Here is a 15,515-nt window from a genome sequence, read left to right as displayed (position 1 = left end):
ATTGCACCGACTGTGGTCATCTACTGGAACTTAAATGTTTAGAAAATGAAGGGAACATCCCCTACTGCAACAACTTGCCAAGAATTTCGCTTTCCCATCTTCAATACAGCTTGTAGCATGATTGTGCTCGATGAAGTGCAGGAAAATATTCTCCTCATCCAGCAGTATGGTCGACCAGATTATATCCTGACTGCCGGCTATATCAACCAAGGCGAAGCTGCCGAACAGACTGTCGCTCGGGAAATCATGGAAGAACTTGGACTCACCACAACTTCTATCCGTTTCAATAAAAGTCAGTACTATCCAGGTTCCAATACCCTCATGCTCAATTTTGTCGTGACAACCAGTGGTCCTGTTCAGCCAAATCATGAAATCGACCATTGGCAATGGTTCAGTAAATCAGAGGCACAAGGAGCCATTAAGCCAAATAGCTTGGCTCAAGAATTTCTTAACTACTTCCTCCAACAGACATCATATTAGTAAATAGGCTGCATCCGCAGCCTATTTTTTCTGATTTGTGACAGCTGATTGTCAGCTATTGACTTTCCTTACCCAAGCGGGTAGACTATTGTTAACCCAAAAAATAAACGAGGTAACAAATGAAACAGACACAACTTCAACAACTGGTCTACATCGCTCTTGCAGTCGCATTACTAATCACACTATCCCAGATTACCATTGCCATTGGTCCCGTTCCATTTACGCTACAAACCCTTGCAGTCGGTCTGATTGCTAGTTTATTCCCTTGGAGACTAGCCCTGTCATCCGTCGGACTGTACCTGCTCCTTGGTGGCATCGGTTTGCCAGTATTTTCTGGATTTTCAGGGGGCATGACCAGTCTATTTGTAGCCCCAACAGCAGGATTTTTATGGGGATTTCTGACCTACGCACTCATCACCAGTCTACTCACACAGCGACATACAGGATTGGTCCAAGTATTTGCTGCCAATCTGCTAGGAGTTGCCTCTTGCTTCATCCTCGGCGTCCTCTTTTTCAAATTTAACTTAGGAACCAGCTGGAGCAAAACAGTGGCGCTTACCTGCCTGCCATTTCTCCTACCAGAAATCTGCAAAATCAGTTTGATTTGCTTAGCACAGCGCTCTCTTCAGCCAATTTTGAAAAATAAAGGTTGGAAATAAGAAGTAAAAAAGCTAGGAAATCCTCCTAGCTTTTTATTTTCCAGCAAATGCATCCAGCATGACTTGAAATTCTTCGTTTGAAAGGGTAATTCCTTTCCCCATCTTGGTATGGTCTGGGCTCCAGGTACGGATATCGTACTTGGCCGGTGCACCGTTAAAGGAAACGCGATTGAGTTCCTTGGTCCAGCCCTTATCGTTTTCAGATAGGACCAACAATTTTTCTTCGATTTCAAATGTAAATTCTGCCATATTTTCCTCCTAACTATCTATTCGTAGACACTTGTCTTTTTTGAAAAAATTCGCTAAGATTATTGTATCAAGGATGAAAGGATTTTACCATGAAAAAGTTCATTGAGCCTCTATTGGATCAGATGAAGGTATTTTTAGGAACGAAAACAGCTCCGACACCCATTAGTGACCAAGAAGAACTGGAAGCGGTTCTGTTGCAAACGATTGAAACAGCCATCCACCAACACACAGCTGTTCATGTCATTTATGGACAAAAGAAAAGTTTTACTGGTGAAATTGTCAAATTTGATAGAGAACGAAAGCACTTGGTCATGAAAAATTTCTCTAAGAATATGGGAAGCATTATTCACCTGAATGAAATCAAACGCATTTCCCCCGTCCCAGAACCTATTCGAAAATCACAAAAGAGTGTGGGACAAAAATCGTGATTTCGCAGAAATCGATTTTGTTGACACTTGCCCTGCAAGTTCCATTTCTAGCTTAAAAACGTCTCCCAGACCTTTTTAACCCACCACCGCACAGTTGGCTAGCTTCAAAGATTCGGGATAACCTTTGAAGGTTGGAGACAAGGCTAACAAAGTTAGCCTCGAATATTCGAAATTACTTGCATAGCAAGAAATAAGAACATTCAGTCAACCCCTGCGTCAAACTGTTAAAATTACAAAAAAATAAGAACCTGGGACCTTCGTCCCAGGTTCTTATTTTATGCACGAACGGTTACGGCTTTTCCGTCTTCTTGGTAGAGGTTGATAAGGCCGGACTTGCAGGCACGCACCATGTCCCCTGGGAAGACTTCTTGTGGCAGGGTAATGGTCAACAATTCCATTGGGCGGTTAGCACGGTCTGTCAAGTTGCCATCTGAATCACGCAAATCTTGGATTTTTGTTTCAAAATGGCGGAAACCTGGTCCGTAGAACTCTACTTGATCGCCTTCGTTGATGACATTGCGCTGGCGAATTGTTGCCGTCATAGTTGCCTTGTCAAATGCAACAACTTCTGCGATGAACTTGTACTCAGGAATCTTACGGCGTGCACCGAAAAGTTGCTCGTTTTCTGTTGGCGCATTGTAGTAGAAACCAGTTGCCAATTCGCGTTGGGCTACTTTCCACATTTCGTCAATCAAATCTTGCTTGATGGCTTCAAATTTTTCTGGGCTCTCCAAGTAAGCATCAACAGCAGCCTTGTAGCAATTTGTCACTGTGGATACATAGTGGACAGATTTCATACGGCCCTCGATTTTCAAGCTATCAACGCCGTTTTCAATCATGTCAGGAATATGATCAATCATACACATATCAACGGCAGACATAGAAAATTCTTCTGGAACTTGTCCTTTGATTGAACGACGTTCCTCACCAAACGGCAAGTCATAAAGATTGTATTTCCAACGACAAGATTGCGAACAGCCACCACGGTTGGCATCACGGTTACTCATGTGATTAGACAAAACGCAGCGTCCTGAGTAAGAAATACACATAGCTCCATGGACAAAGGCTTCAATTTCTACGCTGGTACGCTTGCGAATTTCTGCCAATTCTTCCATGGTCACTTCACGCGCTAAAACGACACGAGTCAAGCCCAATTCTTTCCAGAACTCGAATGTTTCATAGTTGGTTGATGAGGCTTGGGTTGAAAGGTGAATTTCCAAACCAGGCGCTTCTGTTGCACAAATCATGATCAAGGCTGGATCTGATACAATGACAGCATCCAAACCCATATCACGTAACTCACGGAACCAGGCACCGGCACCTGACTCATTTCCTTCGTGGGTTACCATGTTGGCGGCCACATATACCTTGGCACCGCGGGCATGGGCATAGTCAATCCCTTCTTTCATTTCCTCCATAGAGAAATTTCCCGCACGGCTACGCAAGCCATAGGCCTGCCCACCAACAAAGACAGCATCAGCACCATAATCAATGGCAACTTTTAATTTTTCCAAAGTCCCAGCAGGTGACAAAACCTCAGGACGTTTTAACGTTTTATTTGACATGTTTTCATTCTTTCTATTTACAAGATAGGTGGAATTTTTACGACGTCTATTCTTTTACTTTGAAATCAAGGAAAAGAATAGACTAGTGCAATCATTAGGAAAAGTCCTCTAGGATTTTCCGTAGCGAAAAAAGCTTCTGCACTTTCACTTATGATTGCCAAGATAGTTGAATAATTTCGACGATTGTTACATGACCATGTCCTGTTTAATAGTAACTTCATGATCCGTAATGGTTTTTATTTGACTTTGTTACGATCGTATTCGTAGAAGCCCGTGTCTAGTCCACGCTCTTTCGGGTGGAATTTACGGATTTGCTCATCCAATACAAAGGCTTGGTCTAAGCTAAATTCTCCTTTTTCCATCAAATCACGTGCTTGAACAAAGCGTTTGGCGATTTCAACAAAGTTTTGACCTGGACAAAGAACGCCGTCTAGTTTCCAATTACGGTAACCGTGCGCATCCAGCTCCAACAGCTTGGTCATCATATCAATATCATTGTTGATAAAAATATGGGTACCATGCTTGTCCTCAAAAATCGAGTAATGGCTGTCTGGGTCTGTCGGCTCCGCAAGGAAAAGACCTCGCTCTTTTGACTTGTCTGTCTCATCCGCTTTTGTAAAATTGTAGTAATTTTGTAACAAAGAACGTTTTGAGTGGTGGATAACGGAAGCGCCGTAGACCAACACCTCGGCTGGCATTTCCAAATTTTCAGCGATATCAAAGAGCTCTTCAGATGGAATTTCGCGGGCAAGTACTGCTTCAACAGCACCATGCTCTTTCCAGAAGTTAATCTGACGGCTAGAGGTTACAAAGACAGATGTATCATAAATCAATTTGAAATTGTAACCATCGCGTTTATTGATATAAAAGACACCTGCATCTCCCACTACCAAATAATCCACTTGAATTTCCTTCATCAATTCCATGAATGGCTTGATATTGTCCATCATATCTTGGTGCATAAGGGCGTTGGCCGCCACTGTCAGCTCCTTTCCTGCTGCATGCACAAGTTGGGCAATTTCACGCAATTCATCATATGAAAAAGTTGTAGGCAGACGCAGTGCGTAATCCGATTCTCCTACATAAATCCGGTCAACACCTGCTGCCAACAAATCTTTGACTTGTTCAACGCTTTCAGCAGTTGCTGTAATTGTAATTTTTTTCATAAACACTATTATATCAAATTCCAACATCGGATTTAAGAGGGAACAAAAATTTAATGTTCAGACTTTTCCCATCTTAAAAACGGATTTTGTAACATTTTTGTAATATTTTTGTTACATAAGGAAAGCATTATTATGATATCATTGTAAAGCATAAAAAGGAGACGATATGGCACTTAGACAATATCGGCCTGACCAGTTTGAAGAGTATATCCCGCAAGAGAAACAGGCTAGTTACCAAGAGTATCAAGAAAGAAATACCCGAAAAGAGCAATTGAAAGAAGTCCTTTTTTTCATTAATATTGCTATTTTTAGTATCTTGACTGTAATTTCAGCCTACATCTATCTGTCACTTGACATTCCTGCCTTCTTTGCCTTTATTTTGGCAACGGCTACAGGACTTTTGGGTCTGAAATTGGTTCAAAAAGGGCTAAAAGCAAATTATAAACGACTACAACAAAAAAAACGAGACCGGAGATAAACTCCAGCTCTCTTTTTTTATTTTACAGATTGATTTCAATATCGTCTTGAACAACTTTTTCTTCCTGAAGCACTTCGATTGTTTCTGATTCTGCAAATTTTTCTTTAACTTGATCAATTTTCTCTAAAGACTGGTCCTTGAGGGCCAGGGCTTTTTCTTTTCCTGACTGGATCAAGTCATCCACTGTCAACTCACCTGTTTCCAACTGCGTTTTTACGTGGTCAAATTTGCTAACAACTTGTTGACCCAAATCTTGTGCTTTGTTAACCAAGTCTTCATTGATTTCGTCGTGATTTTCTTGGTAATCTTTGGCAAAACTAGTTACTTTATTCTTAACGACTTTACCTGTTTCAGATGCTAAGAAAACTGCTACTGCTGCACCACCTGCTGCTCCTAAAAGGAGACTTGTGAACATACTTGTCTTTTTAGCCATTATCTTTTTTTCCTTTCTTCAAAAGAGATGACACCACGCTCAATGCCGAGAGAGCTGTGCCTGCTTTGACTGTACTTTGTCCAGCACTTTTAGCTTTAACGGTCAAACTCCGAGCAGACGAGTTCAAGTCTGAAACAGAGGTCGACAAGTCAGCTACTGCTGTAAAGAGTGGGTCTAAAGTATTCACCTTACCGTTCACGTCTTCAACTAAAACATTTGTTTTGGCTAAGAGTTCATTGGTTTGGTAAAGAGTGACATTCAAATCACTGGTCAATACTTTTAAGGTTTGTTGTGCTTCATCCGTGACATTAGATATTTTTTTCAATAGTAAAATGACATAAACAGCCATTGCCACAAAGGCTAAAGCAATCAATAATACTGCAATTTCAATCATCATAAAACTCCTTTTCTTGTGTAGTAGGGGATAGACTTATCTCTACGACGATAGGCTAGCAATCCAAGACCGAGAACAATCATAGCTGCTGAAAGCCATTGGGAAACGCGTAATCCGCCGAGCATGAGACTGTCCGTCCGCATGCCTTCGATGACAAACCGACCAAGACCATACCAAATGAGGTAAAAGAAGGTAATCTCCCCTTGTTTCAAAAGGTTTGGTTTCCGTCTCAAGATGATGATGAGGATGAATCCAAGGAAGTTCCACAGAGACTCATAGAGAAAAGTCGGTACTCGGTAACTACTTTCGATATACATCTGGTCACGGATAAAAGCTGGAAGATAGTCCAAACTTTTAACTGCTTTCCCATAGGCCTCTTGGTTAAAGAAATTTCCCCAGCGACCAATAGCTTGCGCAATCATCACAGGTGGTACTGTGATATCTAAAAAATCCCAAGTATCAATAAAACGATGACGTGTAAAGAGGACCAAACAAATCAAACCCGTAATCAATCCGCCATAGATGGCAATCCCACCATGCCAGATGGCAAAAATCTCACCAAGATTGTCCTTATAATCCGACCATGAAAAGATAACATAGTAGATACGCGCCCCAATAATCGATAAAGGAAAGGCAATCAGGATAAAATCTAGAATATCATCTGACAAGATTTTCTTACGCGGTGCTTCTTTAGAAGCAAGGTATACAGCTAAAATCAAACCCGATACAATACAGATAGCATACCAACGAATGGCAATCGGTCCTAACTGGATAGCAATTGGATTCATTAGTCTGCCTCCGCTTCCGTATTCTTCTCGATGAGAGCTGTCAAGCGGTGTTCAAATGTTTTTGTCGCATCAAATCCCATGAGTTTAGCACGGTAATTCATAGCTGCTGCTTCAATCACAACAGAGATATTACGACCGGTTTTAACTGGGATACGGATTTGTGGAATGGTAATTCCTGCGATTTCAATCGTGTCGCCACCATTTCCAAGACGGTCAAAAACTTTTCCTGTTTCGTAATTTTCAAGATAAACCGCCAATTGAACTTCTGATGATTCCTTGACTGCACTTGCCCCGTAGAGACTCATAATATCAATAATCCCAACACCACGAATTTCCAAAAGATGGCGTAAAATTTCAGCTGGCTCACCCCACAAGGTAACATCGTCCTTGGCAAAGACATCTACTCGGTCATCTGCGACGATGCGGTGTCCACGTTTAACCAATTCCAGACCAGTCTCGCTCTTACCAATACCAGAATCCCCCTGAATCAAGACACCCATACCATAAATATCCATCAGCACTCCATGGACACTGGTCCGTTGCGCCAAGCGCGAATCCAAGAAAGAAGAGATCTCTCCTGAAAGTCGGCTAGTGGCCGTTGTTCCACTTAGAATAGCGATGCCTTTTTCCTTGGCAGCTTGGTACATTTCTTCTGGAATTTCCAAACCACGCGCCACGATGACAACCGGTGTCTCCGGCTGAAACATTCTTCGTAGAACTGAATAACGGTTATGCGACGTCATTGACACGAGATAGGACCATTCCTTCATCCCAATCAATTGAATCCGCTCTGGTGAATAATAATCAAAATAACCTGTCATTTCAAGACCTGGACGAGAAATATCTGCTGTTGAGACGATTTTTTCTAAGAGTTCGTCCGTGCCGTAGGCACATTCAACGCGCACATGTTTCATCAAATCCTTGACTAAAACTGTCATACACTACCTCCATTTTCCTATTACTTTATTATAACATAGTTCAAGTCAAATTGTGAAAATCCAAGGAAGCGTTTACGAAAAAACTGGAAAATCACTGTCTGACGATAGGGTAATTTTCCTAACCTAAAACCGAATACAATTTAATCCATCAAGGGATTAGGATATTTCATTTTCGATACATATTGACTACACGGTGCAACAACACATTTCATCTCCGATATACATTGACTACACGGTGCATCAATACATTTCGTCTCCGATATACTTTGATTACACGATACATCAATACATTTCAGCTTCGATATGCGTTGACTCCACGATGCATCATTGCATTTCATCTCCGATATGCGTTGACTCCCGAGGGGAACAGCGCTTTTCCTATCAAATATACCTTATCCCCTCAGGGGACAGACAATTTCAGATTCAACCTACAGCAATCCCTCAAAGAATTAAGGCATTCGTGTCAAAGAATAGGAGGTCCTCTTTGGGAACCAATCTGTTTTAACTACCAAATCCATCATTCTTCCAAGGAAACAAAAAAGCTGGAAGAAATCTCTTCTCAGCTTTACAAACTTTCTGCTAATTTTTTCTGAATAAAGGTAGCCGACGCTGCTAATTTTTCTTCTTCTTCAGCTGTTAACTGCAACTTAACCTGCTCAATAATCCCTTCACGTCCCACAATGGCTGGGTAGCCCAGATAGGTTTCTAAAGGTTGGTAATAGGTTGATACAGGCAACTCTTCTCGGCTATCTGACACGACTGCCAAAGCTAAGCGAATCGCAGCTGAAGCAATTCCATAACTGGTATACTTCTTGCCGTAGAAGACGCGATGACCTCCAACGATTGATTCGTGGGTCAATTCTTCTAAAATAGAATCCTCCACCAAGTCCGAAATGGCTTGTCCCTTGATGCGTACTTGACTCCAAGCTGTAAATTGGGAATTGCCATGTTCTCCCAAGTTGTAACCTGATACACTTCGCGCATTAATGCCAAAATATTGACCAACTGCTCGCTTCATTCGTGCTGTATCTAGCAAAGTCCCTGTCCCAATAACTTTCTCCTTGGGCAGACCTGTATAATGCTGGTAAAGGCTGGTCACTACATCAACTGGATTGGAAATAACAATCAAGACGCCATGGAAACCAGATTCTTTCAACTGCGCAGCTACGATTGGTACCTGGCTAGCTGTGAAGCGCAATTCTGCAAAGCGGTCTGCATCTGGATTGTCCTGAAGGGCAATATCTCCCAAGGCAGAAATTACCACATCTGCATCTGCCAAGGCCGTATAATCGTTGAGAATGAAGTTGGCATGGTGAGGAAGATTAGCTGCTGCATCTTCAAAATCTCCAGCATCTGCTAATAACTTTTTCTCATTCGTATCTATCAAGACATAGTCATCAAAAGCTCCTTGAGCGACTAAACCGTGGGCCAGTGTTGACCCAACATGTCCCATTCCAATGATTCCGACTTTTCTAACCATAAATGTCTCCTCAGTTTTTTTGTCTATTATACACCTTCTACTAAAAAAAGAAAACGGCTTCTAGTCACTTATTGGATAAGTCACTAAAAACTGTTTTACTTTTGTTCTGCACTAAATTTGTCTGGTTGTCCAGAGTAAGCCGCCCATGATTTTTGTAAAAAGGCATCATTGAGCTGGTAATGTGGTTGCGCCTGCTCGTTTGTCAAAAATGGAGCAACATGTTTGTCCATCTCCAACCAGCCATTCCAGCCCAAGTGAATAGTATCCTGCATGAAGTAAGGTTTGTCGCCTTCCTGAGACAGGTCAGCAATATTGGTAAAACCTTGGCTTTGTAGCTGGTATTTGATTTTTTCCACTGACTTAGCATACATGGCTGGGCTCAATCCTGAAAAGCGAGCCCATTTTCCATTGACCGGTGGAATGACAAAAAGGACGTTAGTGTTTGATTCGGCAAATTCTTTTAGAACCAACTGTAGGTCTGTGTATTCTGGAGATGAGAGGTAAGAGAAATGTTTCTGTGCCCCTTTCAACTCTTTCAGCCGAGAACCGATTCGTTGGCGATAAAATTCATTTTTTATGCCGAATTGATTGTTGCCTGTTTCTGACTGGGCAATCAGTGTCGCAAGATCAGATAGTTTGTCATAAGAAAATTCATTTGGCAGGACTGCCTTTTGCTTCTCAAATGATCGACTACTGAAGCGTTCTGGTGCAAATGCATCAAAAAAATAATCTTCCTTTTTCAGCACATACGCTTGCGTAGCAAGCCAAGCCTTATCCGCTTGGCTGAGTTCTTGACCCTTGGCTACCTTTTCGACAAGAGCACGATTGGAATTTTCTGGATAAAGTTTTAAGAGACGACGAGCCGCTACTTGGTCATAGGCTCCCCCAGTTTGCTCCTGGAGGAAAGAGACCAACTGACCATTACTAAAGTAGGACTGAAAGGCTCCCTTGCCGCTTCCACCTTTGACAAACCATTGTGGCGAAATGACGTAGACAGCCTTCTTATCTTTCAAGGCATATTCCATCTGCTGCATGCTAAAGTAATGACTGATGGAAGCTGATCCACTCTGTCCCAGCAAAAATGGTGTATAGGAACGATGGTATTTTTCTGCTAAAATTGCTGGATGAAAGGGATCCATGCGCAACCATTCACTCGAACCAAAAAATGGCACGAAATTTTTATCAGGATCACTGAGCGCACGCTCTTTTTGGAGACGGCTTTTGAAAACCGTCTTGGCCAGAGAATAAGCATCCGCCTTCTCCCGCGCCTCATCATGGTGAATCTTGGTTGGCGTCAGCAGCAACAAAACTACGATCAAACCGGATGCGCAGACCAAGGGCCCCAAAATCTTCCATAGACGCTTACGCATTGCGAAGCTCCGTCACACCATCGATAATTTTATGAACAGTATTCCAGTCATCGCGACCAAATTCAGAAACTGGAATGCTGATATCAAAGCGACCTTCCAATTCAACGATCAACTCAACCGTTGCCATACTGTCCAATACACCCGCATCAAAGAGATCTTCGTCCAGCATTTCTGAAACGTCCTCCATAAATAAGTCTTGGAAAATTTCTAAAATTTCTTCTTTAATGTTCATAGCATTACTCCTTTATATGATTTATTTAATGACCTTTGGAAACCAGAGCATATCTAGGAATCCTGAGAAAATGAGGAAGGAAATCATGACCACATGGAAAGTGATAAAAATTCCTGCAGCCTGCGTCCATTTGTTGTCCGGTAAGAGTGGAAGTCCCAGAGCTTTGCGCTCTTGATTGATGCGTTTTTTCTTACGAAGCCAGGCATCGTTAGCAACCAGTCCCAACCCATGAAAGAGACCATAAGCGATATAATACCACGTCACTCCATGCCAGAAGCCCATCAATAGCATATTGATCAGATAGGCGACACTGGATGTGGTATTCCGATTTTTGAAAACTTTATGTTTGACCAGCATTTTTACCAAGCGCATGAAGACGAAATCTCGGAACCAGAAGGACAAACTCATATGCCAACGATTCCAAAATTCCTTCAAATCATGTGACTTAAAGGGTTGGTCAAAGTTGATCGGACTCTTAATCCCCATCAAATTAGAAATAGCCAATGCAAACAGGGTATAGCCTGCAAAGTCAAAGAACAAATCCAGACCAAAGACGTACATAAGGCCAATGGTTGGAAGATTGAGAATACCACCTTTTTGCAGAGCCATTTCTCTCAAAGGCGGCAAGAGGACTTGCCCCAAGATATAAGACAAAATGAATTTGTAGGCAAAGCCCTTCATGAGGTACTGTACTGCCTTTTCCAGCATGTTGAGCAATTCTTCCCGCTCTGGAATCGTCTGATAATCCTCATCAAAGCGTTTGAAGCGGTCAATCGGTCCGCTGGTAAAGGTTGGGAAAAAGAGTAAGAAACGAAGGCATTGCCACAAACTAAATTCTTTCAAGGTCCCATCGCGCATCTCGATAATCATTCCCACCGTCCGAAAAGTGATGTAGGAAATCCCTAGAAATCCAAAGAGGGATTTGTGTTCCAAGATAAGGGGAGAGACTTTGACAAAGGCTAGAGGCAGGACAGACAGAACCGTCCAGAGATAAAAGACAAGGCTGTTATTGGCTTTTTTCCTGTAAAACTTATAAGACCAAATCAAGGCCAGCTGCCACATCATAAATTTGACGAGGGAAACTAGCTGGTCTGAGGTCTTTCCAGTCAGCATGAGCAAGAGAAAGACAAAGCTAAACAGTGCTTCATAAACTGGAAATCGTTTTTTAAAGAATAGGCCGATAAAGATAGGAAGGACACCGATAATGACGTAGAGAAAGTATTGTGGATTGCCGTAGGCATCCAAATGCAGTAACTGTGCCAAAAACTGTTCCATTAAGAATTCACCTCAGCCATGAGTCCTTTGATATCGATTTTGCCATTTGGTGTCAATGGTAATTCCTCACGGTAGAAGAATTTGGATGGCATCATGTAGTCCATCATGATGTCTTTCAAGTCTTCTTTGATAGCTTTTGTGATGTCCAATTCTCGGTCAAATTGCTCGGCAACTCCTTCTTTCAAGAGGACATAGGCTAATAGATTTTGTACTTTGTGGTCCTTGTTGTAGCGCGGAACAGCTACTGCTGACTTGATATACTGAGACTTATTCAAATTCTGAGAAACGTCTTCTAACTCGATACGGTATCCGTTGAATTTAATTTGGAAATCCATTCGACCGCCATATAGGAGCAAGCCCTCGTCGGTCATTCGTCCCAAGTCACCCGTATGATAGGCAGGCAGACCTTGAAACTCAAAGAAGGCTTCTGCTGTTTTTTCAGGGTTATTGAGGTAACCTTTTGAAACGGCTGGTCCTACGATGATGATTTCTCCCTGCTCGCCGTTAGGAAGCACATTGCCATCTTCATCAATGACAAAGGTCGGTGAGTCAGCCTTGGTGTAGCCAATTGGCAAACGGTCACAAGTTTCTAACATGTCATCTGTAATGGCTACTGCTGACAAAGCAACTGTCGCCTCCGTTGGGCCATAGGCATTGATAATACGAGCTTGTGGGAAACGCTGACGCAATTTTTGAGCTGTCTTGACTGTCAACTCTTCCCCATCAAAATAGAAATGAGTCAAGTTTGGCAGATTTTCCACGTTAAAGTCTGGCGACAAGAGGGCCATATCTGCAAATGACGGAGTTGACGTCCAGATACCGATTGGTAGGGTTAAAATAGTCGCAAAGAGTTGCTTGAAATCACCGATAACTTCTTTAGGTAGAGCATACAATGTGCCTCCCATTGCCAAGGTCGGTGCCCAGTACATAACGGACAAGTCAAATGAATAAGGTGGCTGCGCCAACATCTGTGGGCGTTCTGGAACCGCAAATTCCTTATCTGTAATCATCCAGTCAGTAAAGCTCAAAAGATTGTCATGCGAAATCTGAACGCCCTTTGGTTTACCAGTTGTTCCAGAGGTAAAGATGATGTAGTAATTGTCATCGCCTTTAACAGGATGAGTCAGTTCATAGGTTACTTTTTCTTGGAAAATTGTTTGCATCTGCTCCAGTGTCACAAGAGGACAAGCAGGATTTTCCAATGGAAATTCACCAATGGCTACAATCAAACTTGGCTGTGCGATTTCTACGATCGCTTCGATGCGGTCAAGTGCTGAATGCTGGTCAACTGGAATGTAGGCATGTCCCGACTTGGTCAAGCCGACAAAGGTTGCCAACATTTCATACTCTTGCCCACCAAAGACCAAAACTGGGGACTTTTCTGGCAATTCTTGCTGGTCAATGTAAGCTGCAAAAGCATCCGAATGCGCCTTCAAATCAGCATAAGTATGTACCTGACCCAAAATATCATAAACAGGAAACTCTCCCTGTACCGCAGCAAAATGCTCTATTTGTTCAATCATATCTCGTAACACAAGATTACCTCCTAAAATTCATTGTAGATGAAGTTACCCTGACCATGTCCCAGGTAACTATAAAAATAAACCAATACTAGTAATATGACAAAATACAGGGCTGTTTTTGCCATAAATTTCCAAAAATCACTCATGCTTCATTCCCTTTTCTAACTGCATTAAGCAAGTGGTAAATCCACCTGGATAAAAAATTGTCCGTCAGCTTGTTCCACTGTGATTGTGCCTCTGTGCTGGGCTACAATGGCCTTGGCAATAGCTAGTCCCAAACCAAAACTTTCTGCTTGATGGTGCGATTCCTCCGCCTGATAAAAGCGATTGAAAAGATTGCTCATGACCTCTTGAGGATAGGGGTAGGCCTGATTTGCCACCACAATCCGCACCTTTTTCTTTTTCAGTGCTAGGCTCACATCAATGGAACTACCTGATTTTGAATGCTTGATGGCATTGTCTAGGAGAATCGCTAACAATTGCTTCAACTGCGATTCTTCTCCCTTGACCAGCACATCTGCAAGGATATTCTCAGAAATCACTTTCCCTTCTTCAAAAGCCAAACTTTCGTAGGTCAGAAGCATCTCCTCACAAATGGCTGACAGATTGCACTGACTACCGCTAGACGGAAGCGGAATCGTCTCTAGACGCGTGAGCCCCAACAACTGCTGTACCAAGCCTTCCATGCGTTTGGATTCGGAAATGATGTGCCCTAAATAGCGACTGTCCGCACCTTCATTTTTTAAGACTTGGGCATTGGCCTGAATAGCTGCGATGGGCGTTTTCAACTCATGGCTCGCATCCGAGACAAATTGCTTCTCACGCGCTAGGGCGTCCTGAGCTGGCTTGACGATAAAACGAGATAGATAGAGGCTGACGCCACTCAGAAGAAGAAAGCCAAAGATGGCAAAAGTTCCTTCCAAAATGTACTGACCCAGATTGTCCTTGTAAGAAGTCGTATCTAGGAAGGCTAGACTAATCTGCCCATCTTTACTCTCTTTAATGGCGTAAATGTAATCTTGATATTTCCGAGTCTTCTTGCCTTTTTTCAGCATTTTTTGACTGAGAATCTCGACCTCGTCATTGGACAAGAGCGTGTTGTTCAGCTGAACCTTGCTTGGTTGATTGGGCGGAATGGTCACCAAGGCTAGCTCCTCATCATTGGGGCTGGTCAGGTATTGATTGCTAGCAACCAGTCGGACTAGGCGGTAATTATCCATCTTGTCCCAAAATTGACTGTAGTAATGGTTAACCGCCAATAGCAAGACAACGACGACCGTCAGAAGCGACATGGTCACGATGACAAATTGTTTTCGTAAACGGGCAATCATTTCTCTGCCTCTTTCATCGAATACCCCAGACCACGTGTCGCCTTGATTTCCACATTGGCTTTCAAGAAGCGCAATTTCTTACGAATAAAGGTCATAAAGACTTCTAATTGGTTGTATTCTGAATCATCCATTGGCCCCCAAACCTTGGTAATCAGCTGCTCTTTTGAGAGCACTTGGTTGGGATGGTGGAAGAATATTTCCATCAAGAGAAATTCTTTATTGGAAAGCGTCATTTTCCCTTCTGAAGACATCAACTCCCGACTGTCCGTCTTGAGCGTCAGATTGCCCATACTGAGTAAATTCGCCTGCTGATTGACCGACTGACGGACCTGCACACGGACTCGCGCCAGTAATTCATCCACTTCAAATGGCTTTGTAATGTAATCATCGGCTCCCTGATCCAGTCCAGTAACCTTATCATCAAGTTGCGAACGGGCTGTCAGGCAAATAACTGGTACATCAATATCCAGGGCGCGTGCCTTTCTAAGAACAGACAAGCCATCCAGCTTGGGCAACATGAGGTCCAAGAGTACCAAGTCATAGACTGCACTAATGATCTCATCCAGACCAGACTCCCCATCAAAAGCCAAACTGACTTGATAGCCTTCCCTTTCCAAAATAGCCTTCAAAGCCTCTGCGATGCTTCTTTCATCTTCGACTACTAAAATCTTCATGCATTACTCCTATTTTCTACACACTAGTCTATCACAGCTAGATTGAAAAAAC

The 15,515-nt window shown here is 42.6% G+C and carries 18 protein-coding genes and 1 pseudogene; 4 read left to right on the top strand and 15 right to left on the bottom strand.

Annotated elements, in window-relative coordinates:
- Window positions 1–45 precede the first annotated feature (45 nt).
- Together J2T50_RS00425 and J2T50_RS00420 are read left to right on the top strand one after the other, a co-directional pair.
- Window positions 46–480, top strand: coding sequence for an NAD(+) diphosphatase (locus J2T50_RS00425; protein ID WP_366515769.1), 435 nt, complete (start codon window positions 46–48; stop codon window positions 478–480).
- Between the two features lie 119 nt (window positions 481–599).
- Window positions 600–1,139: a biotin transporter BioY gene (locus tag J2T50_RS00420; RefSeq protein ID WP_253362551.1), complete on the top strand. Its 540-nt coding sequence runs from the start codon at window positions 600–602 to the stop codon at window positions 1,137–1,139.
- 33 nt (window positions 1,140–1,172) lie between these two features.
- On the opposite strand, the gene J2T50_RS00415 is transcribed toward J2T50_RS00420, so the two are convergent.
- Window positions 1,173–1,388 (bottom strand): YdbC family protein, encoded by a 216-nt coding sequence (locus J2T50_RS00415; RefSeq protein WP_253362549.1) that lies wholly within the window; start codon window positions 1,386–1,388, stop codon window positions 1,173–1,175.
- 89 nt (window positions 1,389–1,477) lie between these two features.
- On the opposite strand from J2T50_RS00415, the gene J2T50_RS00410 reads away from it, so the two are divergent.
- Window positions 1,478–1,816: a hypothetical protein gene (locus J2T50_RS00410; protein ID WP_253362547.1), complete on the top strand. Its 339-nt coding sequence runs from the start codon at window positions 1,478–1,480 to the stop codon at window positions 1,814–1,816.
- A 275-nt stretch (window positions 1,817–2,091) separates the two neighbouring features.
- Here the strand turns inward: J2T50_RS00410 and J2T50_RS00405 are convergent, their stop codons facing one another.
- Both J2T50_RS00405 and J2T50_RS00400 read right to left on the bottom strand, forming a co-directional pair.
- Window positions 2,092–3,381, bottom strand: a complete 1,290-nt coding sequence (locus tag J2T50_RS00405; protein WP_253362544.1) for a peptidase U32 family protein — start codon at window positions 3,379–3,381, stop codon at window positions 2,092–2,094.
- A 236-nt stretch (window positions 3,382–3,617) separates the two neighbouring features.
- Window positions 3,618–4,547 (bottom strand): peptidase U32 family protein, encoded by a 930-nt coding sequence (locus tag J2T50_RS00400; RefSeq protein ID WP_253362542.1) that lies wholly within the window; start codon window positions 4,545–4,547, stop codon window positions 3,618–3,620.
- Between the two features lie 166 nt (window positions 4,548–4,713).
- Between J2T50_RS00400 and J2T50_RS00395 the strand changes: the two genes are divergently transcribed.
- Window positions 4,714–5,025, top strand: a complete 312-nt coding sequence (locus tag J2T50_RS00395) for a DUF3270 domain-containing protein (protein WP_253362540.1) — start codon at window positions 4,714–4,716, stop codon at window positions 5,023–5,025.
- 145 nt (window positions 5,026–5,170) lie between these two features.
- Here J2T50_RS00395 and J2T50_RS00390 read toward each other — a convergent pair.
- From J2T50_RS00390 to J2T50_RS00335, 12 genes and pseudogenes are all read right to left on the bottom strand, one after another.
- A pseudogene (locus J2T50_RS00390) lies at window positions 5,171–5,458 on the bottom strand (YtxH domain-containing protein); the annotation flags it as partial.
- Complete coding sequence (locus J2T50_RS00385) at window positions 5,451–5,852, bottom strand: DUF948 domain-containing protein (protein WP_301282789.1); 402 nt, start codon at window positions 5,850–5,852, stop codon at window positions 5,451–5,453. The pseudogene J2T50_RS00390 and the gene J2T50_RS00385, both read right to left, overlap by 8 nt.
- The gene (lgt, locus tag J2T50_RS00380) at window positions 5,852–6,640 is read right to left on the bottom strand and encodes a prolipoprotein diacylglyceryl transferase (RefSeq protein WP_253362534.1); all 789 of its coding nucleotides are present in this window, start codon (window positions 6,638–6,640) and stop codon (window positions 5,852–5,854) included. Before lgt ends, J2T50_RS00385 begins: the two co-directional genes overlap by 1 nt.
- A complete protein-coding gene (gene hprK, locus J2T50_RS00375) occupies window positions 6,640–7,578 on the bottom strand; it encodes an HPr(Ser) kinase/phosphatase (RefSeq protein WP_253362532.1) in 939 nt (312 codons plus the stop codon). Before hprK ends, lgt begins: the two co-directional genes overlap by 1 nt.
- Before the next feature lie 565 nt (window positions 7,579–8,143).
- Window positions 8,144–9,058, bottom strand: coding sequence for an L-lactate dehydrogenase (locus J2T50_RS00370; protein WP_253362530.1), 915 nt, complete (start codon window positions 9,056–9,058; stop codon window positions 8,144–8,146).
- Window positions 9,059–9,153: 95 nt separating this feature from the next.
- Complete coding sequence (gene dltD / locus J2T50_RS00365) at window positions 9,154–10,428, bottom strand: D-alanyl-lipoteichoic acid biosynthesis protein DltD (protein WP_253362527.1); 1,275 nt, start codon at window positions 10,426–10,428, stop codon at window positions 9,154–9,156.
- A complete protein-coding gene (dltC, locus tag J2T50_RS00360; RefSeq protein ID WP_253362525.1) occupies window positions 10,421–10,660 on the bottom strand; it encodes a D-alanine--poly(phosphoribitol) ligase subunit DltC in 240 nt (79 codons plus the stop codon). The genes dltD and dltC overlap by 8 nt, the downstream gene beginning before the upstream one ends.
- 21 nt (window positions 10,661–10,681) lie before the next feature.
- The gene (dltB, locus tag J2T50_RS00355; RefSeq protein WP_253362523.1) at window positions 10,682–11,935 is read right to left on the bottom strand and encodes a D-alanyl-lipoteichoic acid biosynthesis protein DltB; all 1,254 of its coding nucleotides are present in this window, start codon (window positions 11,933–11,935) and stop codon (window positions 10,682–10,684) included.
- Window positions 11,935–13,458 carry a D-alanine--poly(phosphoribitol) ligase subunit DltA gene (dltA, locus tag J2T50_RS00350; protein WP_253363279.1) on the bottom strand — a complete coding sequence of 508 codons (1,524 nt, stop codon included), beginning with the start codon at window positions 13,456–13,458 and terminating at the stop codon, window positions 11,935–11,937. Before dltA ends, dltB begins: the two co-directional genes overlap by 1 nt.
- Before the next feature lie 23 nt (window positions 13,459–13,481).
- Complete coding sequence (locus J2T50_RS00345) at window positions 13,482–13,604, bottom strand: teichoic acid D-Ala incorporation-associated protein DltX (protein WP_253362521.1); 123 nt, start codon at window positions 13,602–13,604, stop codon at window positions 13,482–13,484.
- A 24-nt stretch (window positions 13,605–13,628) separates the two neighbouring features.
- Window positions 13,629–14,789, bottom strand: a complete 1,161-nt coding sequence (locus tag J2T50_RS00340; protein WP_253362519.1) for a sensor histidine kinase — start codon at window positions 14,787–14,789, stop codon at window positions 13,629–13,631.
- Complete coding sequence (locus tag J2T50_RS00335) at window positions 14,786–15,463, bottom strand: response regulator transcription factor (RefSeq protein WP_253362517.1); 678 nt, start codon at window positions 15,461–15,463, stop codon at window positions 14,786–14,788. The genes J2T50_RS00340 and J2T50_RS00335 overlap by 4 nt, the downstream gene beginning before the upstream one ends.
- Between the last annotated feature and the right edge of the window lie 52 nt (window positions 15,464–15,515).

It is taken from the genome of Streptococcus gallinaceus, assembly GCF_024170225.1.
Taxonomy (GTDB): domain Bacteria; phylum Bacillota; class Bacilli; order Lactobacillales; family Streptococcaceae; genus Streptococcus; species Streptococcus gallinaceus.
The sequence above is the reverse complement of the archived record's forward strand: the minus strand, read 5'-3'. Positions and strand labels throughout refer to the sequence as shown.